Below are 20,897 nucleotides of genomic sequence, written 5' to 3'. Positions count from 1 at the left end.
GGCCAAGCCCGGGGATCAACGGACACAGGGGAAGCGGCTTTGACCGATTACTTCGACATGACCGGCAAGGTCGTGCTGGTCACCGGCGGCAGCCGGGGGCTGGGCTATGAGATGGCCAAGGCCTTCGCCCATCAGGGCGCGGACCTGATCATCGCCAGCCGCAAGCTGGAGACCTGTGAAGAGGTCGCCGGCGAGATCCGCGCCATGGGCCGCCGGGCCCTGGCCATCGGAGCCCATGTCGGACAGTGGGACGCCCTGCCGGCCCTGGTCGAGCAGGCCTACGACGAATTCGGCAAGGTCGATGTGCTGGTCAACAACGCCGGCATCGCCCCGACCACCCCGCGCTCCAGCGACATGTCGGAGGAACTGTTCGACAAGACGGTGGGGGTCAACTTCAAGGGCCCCTTCCGCCTCTCGGCCCTGGTCGGCGACCGGATGGTCTCGGCCGGCTCGGGCTCGATCATCAACGTCAGCAGCACCGCGGCGGTGAACCCCGGCGCGGCCTATCCGGTCTACGCCGGGGCCAAGTCGGCGCTGAACGTCATGACCCAATGCCACGCCGTCGAGTTCGGCCCCAAGGTTCGGGTCAACGCCATCATGTGCGGGCCGTTCTGGACCGACATCGCCAAGTCCTGGCGCGAGGAGCTGGACAAGACCTCAAAGTCGGCGGTCAAACGCATCGGCCGCGCCGAGGAGATCGCCACCACGGCCCTGTATCTCGCCAGCGACCGCTCCAGCTACACGACCGGGGCCATCATTAGGCTCGACGGCGGTGACTTTTGACCGCCCGGGGCAAATACCTCGGGGCCGTCGTCGAAATGCGGCCGCAGCATGCGCTCGACGTCGAGCAGCTTGCGCGTTGGCTGTCGGGGACCGTGGCCGGCTTCAAGGGCCCGCTGTCGGTGCGCCAGTTCGAGGGCGGCCAGTCCAACCCCACCTACTTGCTGGAAACGCCGGACCGGAAGTACGTCCTGCGCCGAAAGCCGCCGGGCCCGCTGCTGCCCAGCGCCCATGCCGTCGACCGTGAGTTCCGGGTGCTCAGCGCCCTGGGCGGGGCCGGCTTCCCGGTCCCCGAAGCCCTGGTCCTCTGCGAGGACGACGCGGTGATCGGCTCGATGTTCTACGTCATGGCCCATGTCGAGGGCCGCATCTTCCTCGACTGCGCCATGCCCGACCTGTCCAGGGAGGACCGGGCGGCGGCCTATGACTCGGCCAACGAGACCCTGGCCCGGCTGCACAGCCTCGACCATGTGGCGCTCGGCCTTGGCGACTACGGCCGGCCGGGCAACTATTTCAGCCGGCAGATCGGCCGCTGGTCCAAGCAGTACGAGGCCTCGCGCACCGCCGACATCCCGGAGATGGACCGGCTGATGGTCTGGTTGCCGGCCGCCACGCCGGCCGACGAGACCAGCACCCTGATCCACGGCGACTACAGCTTCCATAACCTGCTGTTCCATCCCACCGAGCCTCGGGTCGTCGGAGTGCTCGATTGGGAGCTGTCGACCACCGGCCATCCGCTGGGCGACCTCTTCTACCATGGCATGGAATGGTACCGGCCGGGCGGCAGCGACGCCCGTGGCACGCTGAAGGGTGCGGACCTGGCGGCCATGGGCATCCCCAGTCTCGACGCCTATGTCGCCCGCTACTGCGAACGGGCCGGACGGCCAGCGCCGGAGAACCCCGGCTTCTACCGCGCCTACAACCTGTTCCGGGTCGCCGCCATCATCCAGGGCATCGCCGGCCGCGCCCGGGACGGGGCCGCTGCAACGAGCGACGCCGCCGCCCAGGCCGACCGCGTCGCCCCTATCGCCCGGGCCGCCTGGGCCGAGGCGCAAGCCGCCGGAGCCGTCTGAGCATGATCCTTCGCCAATGGACCCTGGCCGACCGGCCGCTTGGCCGCAGCCTGGCCGAGACCGACTTTGCCCTCGAGACTGCCCCGGCCCCGCGGGCGGCCGAAGGGGAGGTAGCCTTCCGCACGGACTGGCTGAGTTTCGACCCGGCCCAGAAGAGCTGGATGGAAAACATCGCCGGCTATGTCGACGCCATGCAGATCGGCGAGGTCATGCGCGGCTCCGGCGTCGGCACGGTCATCGAATCCCGCCATCCGGATTTCGTGGCCGGCGACGTAGTCTACGGCCCGATCGGCTGGCGTGAGGCCGGCGCCCTGCCGGGTGAGCAGCTGAAGAAGGTCCCGGACGGCGTGCCGCCGACCGCCGCGCTCGGCGTCATCGGCACGACCGGCCTGACCGCCTATCTCGCCTTCATCGAGGTCGGTAAGCCCAAACCCGGCGACACCGTGGTCATCTCCGCGGCCGCCGGGGCCACCGGCTCCATCGTCGGCCAGATCGCCAAGCTGGCCGGCTGCCGCGTGGTCGGCATCGCCGGCGGGGCCGACAAATGCGCCTGGCTGGTCGAAGAACTCGGCTTCGACGCGGCCATCGACTACCGCAGCGAGCGGGTGAAATCGCGGCTGCGCGAACTCTGCCCCGGCGGCATCGACGTGATGTTCGACAACGTTGGCGGCGACATCCTCGACGACTGCCTGGCCCGCATCGCGCCCGGCGCCCGGGTGGTCATCTGCGGGGCCATCTCGCGCTACAATTTCGACCCGCGCGACGCGGCCCAGATGCCGGCCGGGCCACGCAACTATTTCAACGTCGTTTTCACAGGCGCCACCATCCAGGGCTTCCTGCTTCCCAAGTACGAGGCTCTGATTCCGGCCGCCGAGAAGCGATTGGCCGAGTGGGTGCGGACCGGCGCCCTGCGCTACAAGGAAGACATCCAGACCGGTTTCGAGAACGCGCCGCTGACCCTGATGCGGCTGTTTGAGGGCCGCAACTTCGGCAAGCAGCTGCTGCGGCTGAACTGACCCTAACGGGAGCGATTGCCCTCCGTCCGTGAATCCCTGACGATGATCCTGTTTATAGCGAGTGATTATCGGAGACGCCCCAGATGGCCAGGCAAGTTCACGCAGACGGGCGCCCCTCTCGGCGCAACCTCAAGACCGCGGAGATTGTCGCCCTCGACATCGTCCGCGACATCGTCGACCAGAACCTGAAGCCCGGCGACCGGCTGCCGCACGAACCGGAGATGCTGGTCAACTACCGGGTCAGCCGATCCTCCCTGCGCGAGGCGCTGCGCTTGCTCGAGACGCAAGGGCTGATCGCCATCCGGCCCGGCGCCGGCGCCGGCACGGTGGTCGGCGAGGCGGCGCCAAGCAATCTCGGCCGCACCATGACCCTCTATTTCCACATGGCGGCGGTGACCTATGACGACCTGCTGGACGCCTGGATCCGCACCGAGCCACTGTTGGCCGAGATGGCGGCGCTCAACCCCGATCGCGAGCGTGTCCGAGCCATGCTGGAACCCTATCTGCCGGCTGAGGAGCGGCCTGTGCGGACCGACATTCCCTCCGGCCTGGCTTTCCACGACGCCGTCGGCGAGCTGTCGGGCAACCGGACCCTGGCCTTCACCTTCCGCTCGATCGGATTCATCGTTTCGGATCATGTGCTGCTGATGAAGGACCGTGACGGCCTGGAGAGCTTCATTGTCCATGACCATGCCGAACTGGCGCGGGCGATCATTGACGGCGACTCGGTCCTGGCCCGCCGATTGATGGCCGAACATGTGCAACATGTGGTCGATGACTTCCGCGCCTACTGGCCGCGGCGGGTGGGGCAACGGGTAACCTGGCGTTGAATCTGGACCGTGAAAGCCGGGCCAATCGCTAACCGGAAGCTGTGTTTCCGCAACGGAATACGAACGTCTAGATCATGATCATAAAAAAGCACCCAAATCACCTCGGCGCGTTGACAATGATCGAGATTATCATCATGATCTATCCCAACGAAAAACGATAAAAATCTAGGGAGGAGACAAGCGAATGGTCGATATCCGCTAGGAATTTCAACCCTTTGGGACGCCGTCCCATTGTCTCACCTGGTGCGCGTGGCGTGCGCCGGGCGCGCGTTGCCGTGTCCGGTGCTTAGACAACATAATGACCATAACGGGAGGGGTAATATGACCATCATGAACCGCAAGCGCGGCATGTTCTGTGGCGGCGCTCTGGTCGCATTGACGGTGGCGACAGCGGCGCCCGCCCTGGCTGCCGAGCCGGCGCCGGCGGCCGACACCGGCGATGTGTCGGAAGTCATCATTACGGCGACCAAGCGCGAGGAAGCGCTCAGCAAGGTGCCGGTCGCGGTCAGCGCCTTCTCCGGAGACCAGCTGAAGGAACAGAGGGTCACCAACTTCGAAGACCTGTCCGCCTCGCTGCCGGGGCCGACCTTCGTGCCCATCTCGGGCGCCAGCGGTTCGCAGATGCAGATGCGCGGCCTTTATGCCTCCGATGACTCGCCGGCTTTCGACACCCCGGTCGGGGTGTTCATCGACGACGTCTATTACGGCTCGGTGGCGTCCTTCTATCCGGACTTCTTCGACGTCGCCCAGGTCGCCGTTCTGCGCGGACCTCAGGGCACGACCTTCGGCCGCAACACGGTCGGCGGTGCGCTGCAGATCACGAGCAACAAGCCCAACTTCGACGGCTTCTCCGGCGAGACCAACCTGGTGGTCCGCAACTTCAACGGCTTTGAGGGCAGCGGCTTCGTCAACGGCGCCTTCAACGACATGGTCGCCGGCCGCTTCGCCTTCGGCTTCAAGAACGTAGACGGCTCGCAACATAACATCACCAACGACACCAACCTCAACGACAAGAAGGTTTGGAGCGCGCGGGCCTCGCTGCTGATCCGGCCCACCGACAGTGTCGAGATCCTCGGCTCGCTGACCTACACCCATGAGGACTCGCTTGCCGACGGCCCGGTTCTCTACGGCCAGGGCGCCCTGGTCGCCTCGCTGCGGGCGATCTCCACCGACCCGAGCGACACCTTCGTCGATGACGACGGCAGCACGCGCAAGAACGTCTACAACGGCTTTGTGCGCGTCGACTGGGACAACCCGCTCGGCACCTTCACCTCGATCACCAGCTACCGCAAACTGAACGCCTCCTACGTCGAGGATATCGACGGCAGCCCGTTCCCGATCGCGCCCAACAAGATCGACATCAACCGGGAATCCCAGGTCAGCCAGGAGTTCCGCCTGACCTCGCCCGACGACCAGACGCTTGAGTGGATCGTCGGCCTCTATCTCCTCAAGCAGGAGACCTTCCGGTCGGAAACCTACACCTTCGGCGGCCTCGGCCCCTGGCGGATCAATACCCTGACCGGCGGCGCCACCCAGCGGCCGACCATTTCCGGCGATATCGAGACCGTCTCCTACGCGCCCTTCGCCGAGCTGAAGTGGAACATCACCGACCAGTGGGCCCTGACCGTGGGCGCCCGCTACACCCATGATGAGAAGAAGAACCGGACGATCCACGACTCGCCGTCGGTCTTTTTCGGCCCCGCCAAGGACGTCAGCGCCGAAGAGAGCTGGGACGCCTGGACGCCGCGGGCCATAATCAGCTTCACGCCCAACGACGACCTGTTCTTCTATGCAAGCGCCTCGACCGGCTTCAAGAGCGGCGGCTACAACTACGCCGCCTCGACCGTCGCCCAGGCCGGGACGCCGCTGCTGCCGGAAGAGAACGTCACCTATGAGGTCGGGGCCAAGACCTTCTTCTTTGATCGCGACCTGTCGGTGAACCTGGCCCTCTACCAGAGCAACACCAAGGACCTGCAGGTCCGCTCCCTGGTCGGGGCGGCGCTGATGTCGACCAACGCCGGCGAGGCCGAGACCAAGGGGGCCGAACTCGAGGTCCTCGTCCATCCTTTCCAGGGCGCGACGCTCGGCCTCAACTACGCCTACACCGACGCCAAGTACGCCTCGTTCAAGGGCTGCGCGGCCGGCGGCGTCGACTGCACCGGCAACGCCATCCCCTTTACGCCCCGCAACGCCCTGACCCTGATGGCCCAGTACCGTTGGGAGATGGAGGGCGGCGCCAGCCTGACCGGCCGGGTCGAGGGCCGGTGGGCCAGCCACTATGAGCTGACCCCGCAGAACACCCTGTTCCTGGTCCGTGACAAGACGGCCCGCAAGGACTGGATCAACGCCTTCCTGACCTACGAGCCGGCTGACGGCGACTGGAAGGTTCAGGCCTGGGGCCGCAACCTGCTCGACAACAAGGCGGTGACCTTCGGCACCAACTACGCCTTCTACCTGCTCACCCAGGCCGAGGTGGTGGCCGGGCTGACGGAAGTTGATCGCACCTCGGTAACCGAAGGCCGGACCTACGGCGTAACCCTCACCTACAGGTTCCGGTAGTCTGACCCGGCGGGGTGGCTGCAACGTCGCCCCGCCGGCTTTTTTCAAAGTCTGGAGGCATCGGTGAAATCCGCTACGGGTCTTCCCACCACGGCGCGCCATGCCCGCTTTGCGCTGGTGATGTTGTTCGTCGTCGCTCTGTTCAACTACATCGACCGTTCGATCATCTCGATCCTGCAAGAGCCGCTGAAGGCGGACCTCAAGCTGTCCGACACCCAGCTTGGGGCCCTGACCGGCCTGTCCTTCGCCCTGCTCTACACAACCATGGCCCTGCCCGTGGCCCGGATGGCCGACACCTGGAACCGCAAGCGGCTGATCGCGGCGGCGCTCGCCATCTGGAGCGCGGCGACGGCCTGTTGCGGCCTGGCCAACAACTTCGCCACCCTGGTCGCCTTCCGCATGGGCGTGGCGTTCGGCGAGGCCGGCTGCGTCCCGGCCAGCCATTCGATGATCGCCGACTATTTTCCGGTCAAGAGCCGCGGCACGGCGCTGGCGCTCTGGGGCCTGTCGTCGCCGCTGGGCATCATGCTCGGCTTCGGGGCGGGTGGCTGGCTGGTCACGGCCATGAGTTGGCGGGAAGCCTTCCTGATTTTCGGGATCGCCGGCCTGGTGCTGGCGCCGTTCGTACTGCTGGTCAGGGAGCCCAAGCGCGGCCAGTTCGACCAGCATGTCGCCGCGGCCGATGAGAGCCTCGAAAGCTCCGCCGCGGCCCAGGAGGCGCTGGACGCCAAGGTGCCGTTGCGGGTCGCGCTGGCCACGCTTTGGAACAGCAAGGCGTTCCGCTACCTGGCCCTGGGCGGCGCCACCCATGCCTTCGTCCTGTTTACCGCCCACAACTGGAATGCGCCCTTCTATGTCCGGGTGCACCAGATGCCGATCAGCCAGGTGGCCTTCTATCTTGCCATTGCGTTCGGTCTGGCGGGCGCCGTCGGGCAGTTCGCCGGCGGCACGCTGATCGACCGTCTCGGACGCACGGACAAGCGCTGGTACATGTGGGTGCCGGCCCTGGCGTCCCTGCTGTTGGCCCCGGTGAGCCTGGCCCAGTATTTCGCGCCGTCCGCCCAGGTTTCCATGGCCCTTGGCCTGGCGGCCGCGGTGCTGATCCAGGTGTATTTCGCCCCCATCGTCGCGACCGCCCAGCTCCTCGTGCTGCCCAGGATGCGGGCCTTCACCTCGGCGATGCTGGTGCTGATCGTCAACATCATCGGCCTGGGCTTCGGGCCGCTGATCACCGGTGGGATCAGCGACCTGCTGACCCCCGCCTTCGGGCGCGAGTCGCTTCGCTACGCCATGTCATCGACGTTGTTCATGGCGGTGATCGCCGCCCTGCTGTTCGCCCGCTCGGCGCACCACCTGCGCAAGGAACTGGCGACGGCGTAGTGCTGCTCAGCGCCACTGCACCTTTTCGCCGACCCGGCGCGGCCAATAGGATTTGAAGTCTTCGACGATATGTTCGCAGTGCGCCGTCATCAGCTTCCGAGCCAGCTGGGCCTTGCCCTCGCTGATGGCGATGGCCAGCGCCCGGTGGTCGTCGACGATCTGGTCCTCCAGCTCAACGCGCGGCGCGGTGGTCAGAATGTGCTCGGCGACGATGAAGCCGACGGCTTGGAACTGCAGACTCAACACCCGGTTGCCGGCCAGTTCGGCGACCACATCGTGGAAGTTCAGGCCGGCGGGGATCTTCCGCATCTCGCCCTCGTAGGTCTCGGCCCCTTCCATGAACGGCGCCATCGCCGCCTTGACCTTGGCGCGGTCGGGATTGCGCGCCGCCAGTTCCGCCAGGATCGGGTCGACCAGGATCCAGGCGTCCAGCAGCTCGCTGTAGGTGACCCCCGACATGTGCAGATAGAGGGTCAGGGTGCGGGCGAAATTGCCCGGCAGCACCCGCCCGACCACGGTGCCCGAGCCCGGCCCCGGACGGATGGCGATCAGGCCCTGGACCTCCAGCAGCCGTAGCGCCTCGCGCAAGGACGAGCGGCTGACCCGGTACTGCACCAGCATTTCCGACTCCAGCGGCAGCCGGTCGCCGGCCTTCAACCCCTGGGCGACGATGTCGCGGACGATGTCGAGCGCCACCAGCTCCGAGGTCTTCAGAGTCCGCCGCGCGAACTCCCCCGACCAGGTCATGCGTCCGTCACCGCTTCCACCGTGGTCGCCTTGTCGTCGTGTCCGCCGTTCGACCATGGCCGGAGGTCTTCCTTGTGATGCCCGGCGAGTCCCGTCGCCTCTCCCTTATTCAAGGAAACATACCCCGAATTCAATGACGCAGATCAATGCGGCGATTGACATCAGGGTGGGCGAGTTCATAATCATGATTATAAGAGACATGCTCACGCGGCGACTCGTTGAACCCCGATGAGCAGGCATTGGAGGAGCCCCCGAACGGGGGAGAGCACGCGTTGTCCAGCACCGTCGAGACCCTGCGCCGCCCTGATGCGACGCCCTATCCGGACCCGCGCCGTCGGCCTGGCGCTCGCCAGGGGCCGTTGGCCGGCGTGCGGGTGGCCGACTTCTGCTGGATGGGGGTGGGGGCCTGCGCCACCCGGCTGCTGGCCGACTTCGGCGCCGAGGTGATCCGCATCGAGGACCGCAACCGGCTCGACATGCCGCGCCGTCTGCCGATCTACAAGGGCGAGGCCCGCACCTATGGGGAGGAAGACGCCAATCCTGACCCCAACAAGGGCGGGCTGTTCAACAACTACAACCGCAACAAGCTGGGCGTGACCATCAACATGCGCGACCCGCGCGGCAAGGCGCTGGCCGACCGGCTGATCGCCTCCTCCAGCGTGGTCACCGAGAACTTCGCGCCCGGCGTCATGGAGCGCTGGGGCCTGACCTACGAGCGGCTGTCGGCCCTGTCGCCGAACGTCATCTACGCCCGGATGAGCGGCTTTGGGCACAGCGGGCCGCATGCCGAACACCGCAGCTATGGCCCCGTGGTCCAGGCGGTCAGCGGCCTATCCCACATAAGCGGCCTGCCGGGCGAGGAGCCCTCCGGCTGGGGGCTGTCCTACATGGACAACGAGGCGGCCTTCTTCAACGCCGCCGCCCTGATGATGGCCATCTACAGCCGCAACACCACGGGCCGGGGCTCGGAGATCGATGTCTCCGCCGTCGAAGCCGGCATCAACCTGCTCGGGCCGCTGCTGCTCGATGTGGCGGTCAACGGCCGCAACACGCGTGGTCCGGACTTCCCGCTGGGCAACCGGCTGGACCATCCGGCCGCCGCCCCGCACGGGGTCTACCCCTGTGTCGGCGAAGACCGCTGGATCGCCATCGCCGTCTTCGACGAGACCGAGTGGCGGGCTCTGCGCGGGGCCATGGGCGAGCCTGACTGGGCGGCCGACCCGGCCTTCGCCACCCTGGCCGACCGTTACGCCAATCAGGATGCCCTGGACGCCCACATGGCCGCCTGGACGCGCGGCCAGGATCGTTTCGCCCTGATGCATGGACTGCAGACCGTGGGCGTCCGCGCCGGCGCCGTGCAGACGGCCGAGGACCTTAACGAGACCGACCCCCAGATCGCCCATCGCGGCGTCTTCTTCGAGATGGATCACCCGGTGATCGGCGAGGCGCGGTTCGAGGGCACGCCGATCCAGTTCTCCTCCATCCCTCAGGAGAACTGGCGCTCCGCCCCCCTGCTCGGCGAGGACAACGCCTACGTCTTCCGCGAACTGCTCGGCCTGTCCGACGATGACTTCGCCACCCTGACCGCCGAGGGCGTGCTGTGATGAACGCCGCTCCGTCCGCCCCGCCGCCTTTCACCGGCCTTCGTGTCGTCGAGCTCTCCGAGGATCCGGCCGGGGACTACGCCGGCCGCCTGCTGGCCGAGATGGGGGCCCGGGTGCTCAAGCTGGAGCCGCCAGGCGGCTCGCCGGCTCGCGCCATTGGCCCCTTCGCCGGCCCGGCCGGACCGGAGGCCAGCCTCAATTTCCGCTTCTACAACACCGGCAAGCAGAGCCTGGTCGTCGACCTGACCACCCCGGGCGGCCTGACCCGGCTGGGCGACCTGTGCCGGGGCGCCGACATCTTCATCTCGACCCTGCAACCGGCGGCCCTGAAGACCATCGGCCTGGATCTGGAAGCCCTGCGCGCCGCCAATCCCCGGCTGATCGTGCTTTCGGTGACCGCCTTCGGCCTGACCGGCCCCTGGGCTGACTACAGGTCGAGCGACCTGATCGCGCTCGCAGCCGGCGGGCCGCTGATCAGTTGCGGCTACGACGACCATTCGATCCCGCCGATCCGGCCGGGCGGCAACCAGGGCTATCACTCGGCTGCTAGCTTCGCCCACATCGGCGTCATGCTGGCCCTGCTGCATCGTCAACAGACCGGCGAGGGCCAGTTGGTTGACGTCTCGATGCATGAGGCCTGCGCGGTCAACATCGAGCTGGCCAACCCCTTCTGGTTCTACCCGAAGGTCAACGTCCAGCGGCAGACCTGCCGCCACGCCCAGCCGACCCCGACCCAGTCGGCCCTGTTCCGCACCGCCGACGATCGCTTCGTCTACTTTGCCCTGATCCTGTCGGACCCCAAGGCCTGGAACAGCCTGGTGGCCTGGATGGACGAGAAGGGCATGGCCGCCGACCTGGCCGATCCCGCCTACCAGGACCTGGCCCATCGCCAGGCCCAGTTCCCCGAGATCCAGTCGATGGTCGAATGCTTCTTTCTGATCCAGGAGGCGCATCAGGCCTACCACGAGGGCCAGGATCGCGGCCTGCCGATCGGGGTGCTCAACGCCCCCGAGGACCTGTTCGACGACGAACATCTGAAGGCTCGCGGCTTCTTCGTCGAGGTCGAGGAGGCCGATGGCTCCAAGGTGCTCTATCCGGGCCCGTCCTATGTCTTCTCCGCCTTCGGTCCGGTCCCGCGCACCCGCGCCCCGGCCCTGGACGAGCATGCGGGCGACCTGCTGACCGAGCTGGAAGGAGCCGCCTGATGAGCGCTCTGGGTGACGACATGGCCTTCGCCGGCCGCGACAAGACCGCCGTGGTCGGCATCGGCCAGACCGAGTTCAGCCGCGATTCCGGCCGCAGCGTCCTGTCGCTGGCCACGGAAGCGGCGCTGAAGGCCATCGCTGACGCGGGCCTGAACGTCTCCGACATCGACGGCATCGTTCGCTGCGGCGACGACACCGTCACGCCCCACACCCTGGCCGCTTCGCTGGGCGCCACCAATCTGGCCTACTGGGCCGACACCGGCCCGGGCGGGGTCGCCCCCTGCATGATGATGGGCCTGGCCATGGGCGCGGTGCTGTCGGGCCAGGCCAAGGCCGTGCTCTGCTTCCGCTCGCTGAACGGTCGGTCGGAATCGCGGCTGGGCGGCTCCGGCCGGGCCGAGGTCGCGGCCGTCGGCGGCTTCGGAACGGGCGACGAGTTCTACGTCCCCTACGGCCTGATGACCGCCGGCCAGACCTTCGCGCTGATGACTCAGCGCCACATGATCGAGTACGGCACCACGGCCGAACAGCTGGCCGCCGTCGCCATCACCTGCCGCGACCATGCGCAGCTCACGCCCCACGCCATGATGCGCGGCAAGCCGATGACGCTGGACGACTACATGGCCGCCCGGATGATCTCGACGCCCCTGCGCCTGTTCGATTTCTGCCTGGAGTCCGACGGAGCCTGCGCCGTGGTCGTCACCTCGGCCGAACGGGCCAAAGACCTGCCCAAACCGCCGGTGCTGATCCGGGCCGTGGCCGGCGGCGCGCCGCGCGACCACCGCACCGGGATGATGTTCCCGGTCGTCACCCGTGACGACATGACCGACCTCGGCGGGCGTCGGGCCGGCGAAACGCTGTGGAACCGGGCCGGGGTCAGCCCTTCGGAAGTCGATATCGCTCAGCTCTACGACTGCTTCACCATCAGCGTCATCCTGCAGCTGGAGGCCTACGGCTTCTGCGCCAAGGGGGAGGGGGGCGCCTTCGCCGCCAGCGGGGCCATCGGCCGGACCGGCAGCCTGCCGATCAACACCGGCGGCGGCCACCTGTCCGAGGGCTACGTCCACGGCATGAACCACATCGTCCAGGCGGTGCGCCAGCTGCGCGGCGAGGCTGACATGCAGATCCCGGACGCCGAGCTTTGCCTCTGCACCGGCGGCCCGCTGCCGGTCGGTTCCAGCGTCCTGTTCCGGAGGGCGGCGTGATGGACCGCATCCTTCCCAACGTCCACGACCGCGAAACCAGCGGCTTCTTCGAAGCGGCGGCACGGGGCCGGCTGGCCTACCGCGCCTGCGACGATTGCCAGCACGCCCTGCATCCACCGACCGCCCATTGCCCCCATTGCGGCGGCTGGAACACGGCCTGGCGGACCGCGACGGGCAGGGGCCGGCTGCATGCCTGGACCACCGTCGCCCACCAGATCCACCCGGCCTTTCCGGCCCCCTACACGGTGGTGGTGGTCGAGTTGGAGGAAACGCCGGAGGTCCGGCTGATGGGCCACCTGGACGGGGCGCCCGAGCTTACCCCGGGCCAGCCCATGGAGGTCTGGTTCGAGAAACTGGCCGAGGACGTCACCCTGCCGCAGTGGCGGCCGGCGAGCGCTTGAGAGGAAACGACACCATGGCCAGCGCCACGCCTAAGATCGGCATCACAACTTACAACTACCCGCCCCAGGAACTTATCAACCTGGCCCGAACCGCCGAGCGGCTGGGCTTCGAGGGTCTGTGGTTCGGCGAGCACTACGTCATCCCCGGGTCCTACGGCAGCAAGCACCCGGGCATCGCCAGCGATGTCGAGCACAAGGAGGATGACATCCTCTCGCCGAGCGTGCGGCTGTACGATCCCTGGTTCACGCTCGGCGCCATTGCCGGCGCCACCACCACCCTGAAGCTCGGCACGGCCATCTGCATCGTGCCGATGATCCATCCCCTGCTGCTGGCCCGGGCCACGGCCACGGCACACGACATCTCCGGCGGCCGCTTCCGCCTCGGCATGGGCGCCGGCTGGCTGAAGGAGGAGTTCGAGGCGCTTGGCGTGCCATTCGAGGAGCGCGGTAGCCGGCTGGACGAGTCCATCGCCGTCCTGCGCAAAGCCTGGGAAGGCGGCTTCTTCGAGCACCAGGGAAAGTCCTTCCAGTTCGGCCCCCTGCAGATCACCCCCCACGCCACCCCGGTGCCGCTGGTCTGCGGCGGCAACACCGGCCCGGCCCTGCGCCGGGTGGTGCGGGTAGCCGACGCCTGGATGAACTCGGCCATGGTGCCGCTGGAGGAGGCCCTGCGCCTGCGCGACACCATCGAGCAGGGCCGCGCCGAGGCCGGCAAGACCGGCGATCCCCTGACCTACTACCTGCGCCCGCCCGAGGCGACGCCCAAGCAGGTGTCCGCCTTCGCCGCCGAGGGCTTCGACAACATCGTCCTCTGGGGTCCCCACGTATGGCCCCAGTCCCCCGACATCCCGCTGGAGGTGAAGGTCGAGGGCCTGACCCGCCTGGCCCGGGACCTGGGTGTCGCGCCGGCCGCCTCGGCCGCGGCCTGAAGGAGATCAAGGTCATGAACCTCACCCCCGGCTCGCGCTGGAAAAGCGCCGTCTGCGACACCCAGGTCGTGGTCGTCCGCCCGCCCTCCGCGCCGGCCGTCCTGGAATGCGGCGGTCAGCCGATGGTCGCCTTCAACGCCGAGGCGCCGGCTGGCCTGGTTCTCGATCCGGTCCACTGCGCCGGCAGCCTGCTTGGCAAGCGCTACCTCGACGAGGAGACCGGCCTGGAGGCCCTCTGCTCCAAGAGCGGCGCCGGCTCGCTGTCGGTCGACAGCCGGCCCCTGACCATCAAGGAAGCCAAGAAGCTTCCCTCCTCGGACTAGGCCATGCACACCGCCCTCCTGCTCGACATGGCCGCTGGCGCCTTCCCCGACCGTCTCGCGCTGGGGTCGCTGGCCGATGGCGTCAGCTACGAGGAACTGGCCTTGCGGTCCCGCGCCGGCGCCGCCTGGCTGGACGGCCGGGGCGAAGGCAGCATCGTCTTCCTCGGCCTCAACGGCCCGACCCTGCCGACGGCGGTGTTCGCCGCTGGCCTGCTGGCGCGGCCCTTCGCCCCTCTCAACTACCGCCTTTCGGACGAGGAGCTGCGCAAGCTGCTGGCCCGCACGGCCCCGTCGGTGGCCATCGTCGACGCCGACATGCTGCCCCGCATCGCGGGCGTGCCCGGCGTCGTCCTCGTCACCCGCGACCAGTTCGACGCGGCCTGTCTGGACGAGTCTCATCGCGCCGCCGAGCTCGTCGAGGGCGATCCCGACATCGCCGTCCTGCTGTTCACCAGCGGCACCACAGGCGAGCCCAAGGCCGCCGTCCTGCGTCACCGCCACCTGACCTCCTACGTCATCTCTACCGTCGAGTTCATGGGCGCGGACGAGGAGGAAGCCGCCCTGGTCAGCGTGCCGCCCTATCACATCGCCGGGGTCTCGGCGGTGCTGACCGGCGTCTACGGCGGCCGCCGCGTCGTCCACCTGCCGGCCTTCACCCCCGAGACGTGGGTCGAGGCGGCGGCGGCCGAGAAGATCACCCACGCCATGGTGGTGCCGACCATGCTCGGCCGCGTCCTCGACCTCCTTCAGGCCAGGGGCGAGACCCTGCCACATTTGCGGGCCCTGTCCTACGGCGGCGGCCGGATGCCCCAGCCGGTCATCGAGCGGGCCCTGGCCCTTCTGCCGCACGTGGATTTCGTCAACGCCTACGGCCTCACAGAGACCAGCTCGACCATCGCCGTGCTTGGACCGGACGACCATCGCGCCGCCATCGCCTCCGACAGCGAGGCCGTTCGCCGCCGGCTGGGCTCGGTCGGACGGCCTCTGGCCAGCCTCGAACTCGAAATCCGTGGTCCCAGCGGCGAACAGGTCCCTGCCGGGTCGTCCGGCGAGGTCTGGGTGCGCGGCGAACAGATCTCCGGCGAGTACCTCGGCCGCAAGCTGATCCGCGACGACGGCTGGTTCCCGACCAACGACAGCGGCTGGCTGGACGAGGACGGCTACCTGTTCGTCGAGGGGCGTCTGGACGACGTCATTGTGCGCGGCGGCGAGAACATCTCCCCAGGCGAGATCGAGGACGTGCTGCGCAGCCACCCGGCCGTGCGCGACGTGGCGGTCATCGGCCTGCCTGACGTGCAGTGGGGCGAGCGGGTGGCGGCCGTGGTGGTCGGCGACGCGCCGGCTGACCAGCTGGCGGACTGGGTGCGGCAGCGGCTGCGTTCGACCAAGACTCCCGAGGCCTTCTTCTTCCGCGAGGCGCTGCCCTACAACGAGACCGGCAAGCTGCTGCGCCGGGCTCTGCGGGCCGAGCTGGCCGATCCGGTTCCGGTTTGATCCGATGGTCCGGTGCGCCGATCCTGTGCTGTGGGAGGATGAGGTCGAGCGCCGCGCGCCGATCTTCGGCGACCCGCTGCGCATCGTCGACCTGGCGCGCGAGGAGGCCTCGGACTCGCCCGGCATCCTGGTCGGCGTCGACCGCGAGGGGCGGCTTCCGGCCGGCCTTGATGCCTGCGATGTGCTGCTGACCACGGCGCCGGACGCGCCACGGCCCTGGGTCTCCCTGGCCGCCGGCCAGCTGGACGCCGCCCTGACCGGGCTGGCGGCCGCCGTCGGCCGAAAGCCGCTCGCCGCCGCCGCGCTCGCCCAGGTGCTGCGCATCGGCCCAAAGCTGGCCTTCGACGACGCCCTGGCGCTGGAATCGGCGGTCTATTCGACCCTGCTGGGCGGCGAGGAATTCCGCGCCTGGCGCCGGTCCCGCCCGGCCCGCATCCCTCGCCCGGAGCCCGCCGCCCGGGTTGTCCTGACCCGCGAGGGTTCGGCCATGACCCTCACCCTGACCCGGCCGACGCGGCGCAACGCCGTCGACGCCTGCCTGCGGGACGAACTGGTCGAGGCCTTGCGGGCGGCGGCGGCCGATCCGGCGGTCGAGACGGTCCTGCTGCGCGGCGAGGGGCCCGACTTCTGCGCCGGCGGCGACCTGGAGGAGTTCGGCTCCGCCCCGGATCTGGCGGCCGCCCATTTCACCCGCCTCATGCGCTCGCCCGCCCGGCTGATTCACCAACGGGCGTCGGCCTTCACCACTCACGCCCACGGCGCCTGCATCGGGGCCGGGGTCGAGATGGCCGCCGCTGCCGGCCGGCTGGTCGCGGCGCCGGACGCCTGGTTCCAGCTGCCAGAGGTGGCCATGGGCCTGATCCCCGGCGCCGGCGGCACAGTCACCTTGCCCCGCCGCATCGGCCGCCGTCGCACCGCCTGGATGGCGCTGACCGGAACGCCCCTGGACGCCCGCGCGGCGATGGGCTGGGGGCTGGTCGACGCTCTGGAGCCGGCGCGATGAGCGTTGCCGTCCGTCATCGCCCCGCCGCAGCCGCTGTCCCGGCCGCGATCCGCTGGGCGCGGTCGGGCATGATGGCCTTGACCGGACCAGCCGACGGGCCGCCCCGCCTCCCGGCCGGCGATGTCCTGACGGGCGTTGACGTCCTGATCTCCCGGGTCGAGACCGCCGCCGCCCGGCTGGGCCGGCCGATCACGGTCGATGCCCGGCTGCTCACCGAGCGCGCGGCCCTTACCGGCTTGGCCCGGCAGGGGAGGGTCTCATGCGGCGGCGCCGCCCGGCTGGTTGAGGCGCGCGACGGTTGGCTGGCGGTCAACCTGCCGCGCGAGAGCGACCGGCTGTCGATCCCGGCCTGGCTCGGCGGCGACCTCGCCGAGGATCCCTGGGGCGCCGTGATGCGCGGCGCGCGCCGGCGATCCCTGGCCGACCTGGTGGAGTCGGGCCGCCATCTCGAACTGGCCGTGGCGGCTGTCGGCTCCGCGGGGCCACCCGATGCGCCCGTCAGCCTGCGCCCGATGGCGGCCGGGCAGATGGGCCGGGCGGCGCCGGCACAACCGCTTGTGATCGACCTCTCGGCCCTGTGGGCCGGTCCTCTCTGTGGCCAGCTCCTGGCGGCGGCAGGGGCGCGGGTGATCAAGGTCGAAAGCGTGGGCCGGCCCGACCCCGTCCGCCAGGCCGCTCCGGCCTTCTTCGACCGGCTGCAGGCCGGCAAGGCCTCTGTGGTCCTGGATTTCCGCGACGAGGGCGACCTCTCCCGCCTGCGGGCCCTGCTGGCCCGGGCCGATGCGGTGATTACCAGCGCCCGGCCGAGGGCCTTCGCCCAGCTGGGCCTCGACCCCGAGGTCCTTTTCGCCGCCAATCCGGCCCTGGTCTGGGTGGCGATCACCGCCCACGGCTGGACGGGTGGAAACGCCAACGCCGTCGGGTTCGGCGATGACGCCGCCGCCGGCGCAGGCCTGGTGGCCTTCGACGGGACCGGGGCGCCGCTGTTCGCCGGAGACGCCTTGGCCGACCCACTGACCGGCCTCGCCGCGGCCGGCGGGGCCCTGCGCGCTCTGGCGGACGGCGGCGGCCTGCTGGTCGACGCCAGCCTGTCGGCTGCGGCAGCCTACGTTGCGGCCCGCCCGGCCGGTCCCGTCACCGCCCTGGTGCATGGCGACGGCGCGGGCTGGCAGGTGGCGGCCGGCGGATGGAGCGTTCCCGTCGCCGCCCCGCAGGCCCGGCCCTGGCCCGGCCCGGCCGCCCAATTCGGCGCCGACACCGTTCGCGTCCTTGAGGCGCTGACATGAGCGGTGACCTCCTGATCCGCGACGCCATCCTCGAGGACCGTCCCCGCCACGTCGTCCGCATCCGCGCCGGCCGCATTGTCGAGATCGGCGAGGGCCTCTCCGGCCCCGAGCCGGTGCTGGAGGGGCGCGGCGGCTGGCTGATCCCGGGCCTCATCGACCACCACATTCACCTGTTGGCATGGGCGGCGATGCAGCGATCGGTGCGTCTCGACGGCGCCTTGGGCGAGGCGGGCCTGCGCCGGGCCCTGGAGGCGGCGCCGGGCGACGACTGGGTTCGCGCCGTCGGCTACCACGATGGCCTTGCCGGTCCGCTCGACCGCGACCGCCTCGACCGCCTGGCGCCGGACCGCCCGGTCCGCCTGCAGTACACGACCGGCAGCCTCTGGGTCCTGAACTCCGCCGCCCTCGACCGTGTCCTTGACGGCGAGCCGCCGGCCTGTGTCGAGCGCGACGGCGCCGGCCGGGCGACCGGCCGCATCTGGCGCGGCGACGCCTGGCTGCGCGGCCGTCTCGCCCAGGCCCCGCCGCCCCTGGCCGGCATCGGCGCTCAGCTGGCCGCCTGGGGGATCACCGGCATCACCGACGCCAGCGCCTCCACGGGACCCGCCGAGGCCGCCCTGCTGGCAGAAGCCCACCGCTCCGGCGCCCTGCCGCAACGGCTGATGCTGATGAGCGCCGGCGCCCTCGAAGAACCTTTCGATGGCGCCTTCACCGTCGGCCCGGTCAAGCTGCTGCTCGACGAGCATGCGCTGCCGGACTGGGACGACCTGGCGCTCCGTTTCGAAACCGCCCGCGCCCAGGGCCGCCGCATCGCCGTCCACTGCGTCACCGCCACCGAACTGGCCTTCACCCTGGCCGCTTTCGAGGCCTTCGGCTGCTGGCCCGGCGACCGCATCGAGCACGGCAGCGTCATTCCGGACGCCGCCATCGAGGCTTTGGCCCGCCTGAATCTGACCGTCGTCACTCAGCCGTCATTCGTCGGCGAGCGCGGCGACCGCTACCTGGCCGAGGTCGATGTCGCCGATCAGCCGGACATCTACCGTTGCGCCAGCCTGATCGGGGCCGGTGTCCGGGTCGCGGCCAGTTCCGACGCCCCGTACGCCGGCGCCGATCCCTGGGCCGCCATGCGGGCCGCCGTGCGCCGCCGCACGCCCGCCGGCCTTCCGCTGGGCGAGGCCGAGCGGCTGTCGCCGGCCCGGGCGCTCAACCTGTTCCTGGGCGCTTTGGACGATCCCGGCGGCCCGCCACGCCGCCTGAGCCTCGGCGCCCCCGCCGACCTCTGCCTGCTGACCGCCCCGCCGGCCGAGGCCCCGTTCTCAGGCGAGCCGGTGGCGGCGACCGTCATCGACGGCCGACTGGCCTTTTCGTCCCGTCCCTCGGCGGTCCGCCATCATGCGCCGGCTTGAAGGTCGCGCCGCACTGGTCACCGGCGCCGCCCAGGGCATCGGCGCCGCGATCGCCGGGCGGCTGGTCGCCGAGGGGGCCAGCGTCCTGCTGTGCGACATCGCTCCGTCCGTGGCGGAGACGGCGACGCGGCTCGGCCAGTCCTGGCGGGTGTTCGATGCCGCGCAGCAGGATGAGGTTGAGGCGGCCGTCGCCTTCGCGCTGGCCGCATTCGGCCGACTGGACATCCTGGTCAACAACGCCGGCATTACCCATGCCGCGCCCCTGCTTGAGGTGACCGAGGCCGACTTCGACCGGGTCATGGCGGTCAACGTCAAGTCGATGCTGTTCGCCACCCAGGCCGCCGCCCGGGCGATGATCCCGCAGGGGTCCGGGGCGATCGTCAATCTGTCCTCGATTAACGCCGTGCTGGCCATCCCCGACCAGGTTTCCTACTGCGTCTCCAAGGGCGCGGTGCGGCAGTTGACCAACGTCAGCGCCCAGGCCCTGGCCCCGCACGGCATCCGGGTCAACGCCATCGGGCCCGGCACGGTGATGACCGAGATGGCCCGCGAGGCCATGGCCGCTGCGCCCGGCGCCAATGACCGGCTGCTGTCCCGCACCCCCCTTGGTCGGGCTGGCGAGCCCGAAGAGATCGCGTCGGTGGCCGCCTTCCTGGCCAGTGACGATGCGGCCTACATGACCGGCCAGACCCTGTACCCGGACGGCGGCCGGCTGGGCCTCAACTACCTCGTCGACAGGAACCCGAGCCCTTGACCCAGCCTGACTCCAGGACCGTCGCGCTGGTGACGGGCGCCAACTCCGGCATTGGCAAGGCGCTGGCCCTGGAGCTGGCCCGGCGCTGCCACGCCGTGGTCGCCGGGGTGCGTGATCCGGCCAGGGCCGGCGCCCTGATCGACGAAGCCGCCTCCGAGGGCCACCTCATCCGGGCTGTCCGCCTGGATGTCACCGATCCCGCCAGCATCGCCGCCGCCATGGCCGACATCGGCGGGCGGGAAGGAGAGGTCGCGCTGCTGGTCAACAATGCCGGGGTGTCGGCCAACGGCCCGCTGGAACTGCTGGACGAGGATCACCATCGCCTGGTCTTCGAGACCAACTACTGGGGCGCTGTGCGGATGATGCAGGCGGTACTGCCGGCCATGCGAGCCCGGCGGTGTGGCCGAATTCTCAACATCTCCTCGATTATGCCGCGCTTCGTGCTGGCCGGAACCACCGCCTATGCGGGCTCCAAGGCGGCCTTGGAACGGGCCAGCGAGGCAGCGGCCCTGGAGACCGCGCCGTTCGGCATCCGCATCGTTGTCATCGAGCCGGGGGCCGTGAAGTCGGACCTGCAGGCCAACACCAGCGGCGGCGGCCGCTGGGCCGACCCCGCCCTGACCCCCTACGCGCCGGTCTTCGCGCGGATGCGGCGCATCCAACGCCATATGCTGGCCCAGGCCATGGAGGCGGACGCCGCCGCCCGGGTCATGCTGGACGCGGCGCTGGCCGACGATCCGCCTTTCCGGCTGCTGGTCGGAGAAGACGCCAACAGCTTCGTGCCGGCCCGCGAGACGATCGCCGACGAGGACTGGACGGCCATGGGGGCCAGCAGCGAGGCCGACTTCGACACCCTGTTGCGTGACCAACTGGGCGTGACGGACGAAGACTGAGGAGAATGG

19 protein-coding genes are annotated in these 20,897 nt (G+C 69.6%); 18 read left to right on the top strand and 1 reads right to left on the bottom strand.

The window, feature by feature from the left end; all coding sequences use genetic code 11:
- Window positions 1-39 precede the first annotated feature (39 nt).
- The 6 genes from AC2YG9_RS17810 to AC2YG9_RS17785 all read left to right on the top strand — a co-directional run bounded on the left by AC2YG9_RS17810 (window position 40) and on the right by AC2YG9_RS17785 (window position 7,638).
- The gene (locus tag AC2YG9_RS17810) at window positions 40-783 is read left to right on the top strand and encodes an SDR family NAD(P)-dependent oxidoreductase (protein WP_487299331.1); all 744 of its coding nucleotides are present in this window, start codon (window positions 40-42) and stop codon (window positions 781-783) included.
- A complete protein-coding gene (locus AC2YG9_RS17805; protein WP_487299330.1) occupies window positions 780-1,853 on the top strand; it encodes a phosphotransferase family protein in 1,074 nt (357 codons plus the stop codon). Before AC2YG9_RS17810 ends, AC2YG9_RS17805 begins: the two co-directional genes overlap by 4 nt.
- 2 nt (window positions 1,854-1,855) lie before the next feature.
- The gene (locus tag AC2YG9_RS17800; protein WP_487299329.1) at window positions 1,856-2,869 is read left to right on the top strand and encodes an NADP-dependent oxidoreductase; all 1,014 of its coding nucleotides are present in this window, start codon (window positions 1,856-1,858) and stop codon (window positions 2,867-2,869) included.
- Window positions 2,870-2,952: 83 nt separating this feature from the next.
- Entirely contained in the window at window positions 2,953-3,699 is a 747-nt protein-coding gene (locus tag AC2YG9_RS17795) for a FadR/GntR family transcriptional regulator (RefSeq protein WP_487299328.1), read from the top strand.
- A gap of 321 nt (window positions 3,700-4,020) precedes the next feature.
- Window positions 4,021-6,258: a TonB-dependent receptor gene (locus tag AC2YG9_RS17790; RefSeq protein ID WP_487299327.1), complete on the top strand. Its 2,238-nt coding sequence runs from the start codon at window positions 4,021-4,023 to the stop codon at window positions 6,256-6,258.
- A gap of 63 nt (window positions 6,259-6,321) precedes the next feature.
- Window positions 6,322-7,638 carry a spinster family MFS transporter gene (locus tag AC2YG9_RS17785; RefSeq protein ID WP_487299326.1) on the top strand — a complete coding sequence of 439 codons (1,317 nt, stop codon included), beginning with the start codon at window positions 6,322-6,324 and terminating at the stop codon, window positions 7,636-7,638.
- 6 nt (window positions 7,639-7,644) lie between these two features.
- Here the strand turns inward: AC2YG9_RS17785 and AC2YG9_RS17780 are convergent, their stop codons facing one another.
- Window positions 7,645-8,385: a FadR/GntR family transcriptional regulator gene (locus AC2YG9_RS17780; protein WP_487299325.1), complete on the bottom strand. Its 741-nt coding sequence runs from the start codon at window positions 8,383-8,385 to the stop codon at window positions 7,645-7,647.
- Window positions 8,386-8,657: 272 nt separating this feature from the next.
- Here AC2YG9_RS17780 and AC2YG9_RS17775 point away from each other — a divergent pair, with 272 nt between their 5' ends.
- Genes AC2YG9_RS17775 through AC2YG9_RS17720 form a run of 12 tightly spaced genes read left to right on the top strand, consistent with a single transcriptional unit; the run spans window position 8,658 to window position 20,888 of the window.
- Window positions 8,658-9,989 carry a CaiB/BaiF CoA transferase family protein gene (locus AC2YG9_RS17775; RefSeq protein ID WP_487299324.1) on the top strand — a complete coding sequence of 444 codons (1,332 nt, stop codon included), beginning with the start codon at window positions 8,658-8,660 and terminating at the stop codon, window positions 9,987-9,989.
- Complete coding sequence (locus AC2YG9_RS17770) at window positions 9,989-11,194, top strand: CaiB/BaiF CoA transferase family protein (RefSeq protein WP_487299323.1); 1,206 nt, start codon at window positions 9,989-9,991, stop codon at window positions 11,192-11,194. Before AC2YG9_RS17775 ends, AC2YG9_RS17770 begins: the two co-directional genes overlap by 1 nt.
- Window positions 11,194-12,399, top strand: a complete 1,206-nt coding sequence (locus AC2YG9_RS17765; protein ID WP_487299322.1) for a thiolase C-terminal domain-containing protein — start codon at window positions 11,194-11,196, stop codon at window positions 12,397-12,399. The genes AC2YG9_RS17770 and AC2YG9_RS17765 overlap by 1 nt, the downstream gene beginning before the upstream one ends.
- Window positions 12,399-12,800: a Zn-ribbon domain-containing OB-fold protein gene (locus tag AC2YG9_RS17760; protein WP_487299321.1), complete on the top strand. Its 402-nt coding sequence runs from the start codon at window positions 12,399-12,401 to the stop codon at window positions 12,798-12,800. Before AC2YG9_RS17765 ends, AC2YG9_RS17760 begins: the two co-directional genes overlap by 1 nt.
- 14 nt (window positions 12,801-12,814) lie before the next feature.
- Window positions 12,815-13,729 carry a TIGR03619 family F420-dependent LLM class oxidoreductase gene (locus AC2YG9_RS17755; protein ID WP_487299320.1) on the top strand — a complete coding sequence of 305 codons (915 nt, stop codon included), beginning with the start codon at window positions 12,815-12,817 and terminating at the stop codon, window positions 13,727-13,729.
- 14 nt (window positions 13,730-13,743) lie between these two features.
- Window positions 13,744-14,052, top strand: coding sequence for a hypothetical protein (locus tag AC2YG9_RS17750; RefSeq protein WP_487299319.1), 309 nt, complete (start codon window positions 13,744-13,746; stop codon window positions 14,050-14,052).
- 3 nt (window positions 14,053-14,055) lie between these two features.
- Window positions 14,056-15,546, top strand: a complete 1,491-nt coding sequence (locus tag AC2YG9_RS17745; protein ID WP_487299318.1) for a class I adenylate-forming enzyme family protein — start codon at window positions 14,056-14,058, stop codon at window positions 15,544-15,546.
- Window positions 15,547-15,550: 4 nt separating this feature from the next.
- Window positions 15,551-16,549, top strand: a complete 999-nt coding sequence (locus AC2YG9_RS17740; protein WP_487299317.1) for an enoyl-CoA hydratase/isomerase family protein — start codon at window positions 15,551-15,553, stop codon at window positions 16,547-16,549.
- On the top strand, window positions 16,546-17,835 hold the full coding sequence (locus tag AC2YG9_RS17735) for a CoA transferase (protein ID WP_487299316.1): 1,290 nt from the start codon (window positions 16,546-16,548) through the stop codon (window positions 17,833-17,835). The genes AC2YG9_RS17740 and AC2YG9_RS17735 overlap by 4 nt, the downstream gene beginning before the upstream one ends.
- The gene (locus AC2YG9_RS17730) at window positions 17,832-19,241 is read left to right on the top strand and encodes an amidohydrolase family protein (protein ID WP_487299315.1); all 1,410 of its coding nucleotides are present in this window, start codon (window positions 17,832-17,834) and stop codon (window positions 19,239-19,241) included. Before AC2YG9_RS17735 ends, AC2YG9_RS17730 begins: the two co-directional genes overlap by 4 nt.
- On the top strand, window positions 19,228-19,995 hold the full coding sequence (locus tag AC2YG9_RS17725; protein WP_487299314.1) for an SDR family NAD(P)-dependent oxidoreductase: 768 nt from the start codon (window positions 19,228-19,230) through the stop codon (window positions 19,993-19,995). Before AC2YG9_RS17730 ends, AC2YG9_RS17725 begins: the two co-directional genes overlap by 14 nt.
- Window positions 19,992-20,888 (top strand): SDR family oxidoreductase, encoded by an 897-nt coding sequence (locus AC2YG9_RS17720; RefSeq protein WP_487299313.1) that lies wholly within the window; start codon window positions 19,992-19,994, stop codon window positions 20,886-20,888. The genes AC2YG9_RS17725 and AC2YG9_RS17720 overlap by 4 nt, the downstream gene beginning before the upstream one ends.
- Window positions 20,889-20,897 lie beyond the last annotated feature (9 nt).

This window comes from Caulobacter sp. SRI_014, assembly GCF_057586315.1.
The sequence above is the reverse complement of the archived record's forward strand: the minus strand, read 5'-3'. Positions and strand labels throughout refer to the sequence as shown.

Excerpts from the sequence above, each read along its gene's own strand:
- AC2YG9_RS17800 (WP_487299329.1), top strand. The coding sequence starts at position 1,856 with ATGATCCTTCGCCAATGGACCCTGGCCGACCGGCCGCTTGGCCGCAGC.
- AC2YG9_RS17795 (WP_487299328.1), top strand. The coding sequence starts at position 2,953 with ATGGCCAGGCAAGTTCACGCAGACGGGCGCCCCTCTCGGCGCAACCTC.
- AC2YG9_RS17790 (WP_487299327.1), top strand. The coding sequence starts at position 4,021 with ATGACCATCATGAACCGCAAGCGCGGCATGTTCTGTGGCGGCGCTCTG.
- AC2YG9_RS17780 (WP_487299325.1), bottom strand. The coding sequence starts at position 8,385 with ATGACCTGGTCGGGGGAGTTCGCGCGGCGGACTCTGAAGACCTCGGAG.
- AC2YG9_RS17770 (WP_487299323.1), top strand. The coding sequence starts at position 9,989 with ATGAACGCCGCTCCGTCCGCCCCGCCGCCTTTCACCGGCCTTCGTGTC.
- AC2YG9_RS17765 (WP_487299322.1), top strand. The coding sequence starts at position 11,194 with ATGAGCGCTCTGGGTGACGACATGGCCTTCGCCGGCCGCGACAAGACC.
- AC2YG9_RS17760 (WP_487299321.1), top strand. The coding sequence starts at position 12,399 with ATGGACCGCATCCTTCCCAACGTCCACGACCGCGAAACCAGCGGCTTC.
- AC2YG9_RS17755 (WP_487299320.1), top strand. The coding sequence starts at position 12,815 with ATGGCCAGCGCCACGCCTAAGATCGGCATCACAACTTACAACTACCCG.
- AC2YG9_RS17750 (WP_487299319.1), top strand. The coding sequence starts at position 13,744 with ATGAACCTCACCCCCGGCTCGCGCTGGAAAAGCGCCGTCTGCGACACC.
- AC2YG9_RS17745 (WP_487299318.1), top strand. The coding sequence starts at position 14,056 with ATGCACACCGCCCTCCTGCTCGACATGGCCGCTGGCGCCTTCCCCGAC.
- AC2YG9_RS17740 (WP_487299317.1), top strand. The coding sequence starts at position 15,551 with ATGGTCCGGTGCGCCGATCCTGTGCTGTGGGAGGATGAGGTCGAGCGC.
- AC2YG9_RS17735 (WP_487299316.1), top strand. The coding sequence starts at position 16,546 with ATGAGCGTTGCCGTCCGTCATCGCCCCGCCGCAGCCGCTGTCCCGGCC.
- AC2YG9_RS17730 (WP_487299315.1), top strand. The coding sequence starts at position 17,832 with ATGAGCGGTGACCTCCTGATCCGCGACGCCATCCTCGAGGACCGTCCC.
- AC2YG9_RS17725 (WP_487299314.1), top strand. The coding sequence starts at position 19,228 with ATGCGCCGGCTTGAAGGTCGCGCCGCACTGGTCACCGGCGCCGCCCAG.